Below are 238 nucleotides of genomic sequence, written 5' to 3'. Positions count from 1 at the left end.
CCACGCGGTGGCCATGCTGCGAGGCGCCCTGAACCACGCGGTACGGACGTGGCGGCTGCGCTACAACCCGGCCAAGCACTCCGTCCCGCCCAAGCCCCGTGCGGCGGTGCGCACTTGCTGGACCCCCGACCAGGCGGCGGCGTTCCTCCGCCACAACGCGGAGCACTACGCCGACCGGCTCACCGACCTGTTCGAGGTCATGCTCGGCACCGGCATGCGCCGCGGCGAAATCCTCGCC

General features: G+C 72.7%; 1 pseudogene. It reads left to right on the top strand.

Going from position 1 to position 238, the window contains the following annotated elements:
* Positions 1 to 13 precede the first annotated feature (13 nt).
* Positions 14 to 238: pseudogene (locus tag OO57_RS38210) on the top strand (site-specific integrase); the annotation flags it as partial.

Source organism: Kitasatospora phosalacinea (assembly GCF_000717185.1).
Lineage (GTDB): Bacteria > Actinomycetota > Actinomycetes > Streptomycetales > Streptomycetaceae > Kitasatospora > Kitasatospora phosalacinea_A.
Note: the sequence above shows the minus strand (reverse complement) of the source record. Positions and strands in the feature narration are given on the sequence as shown.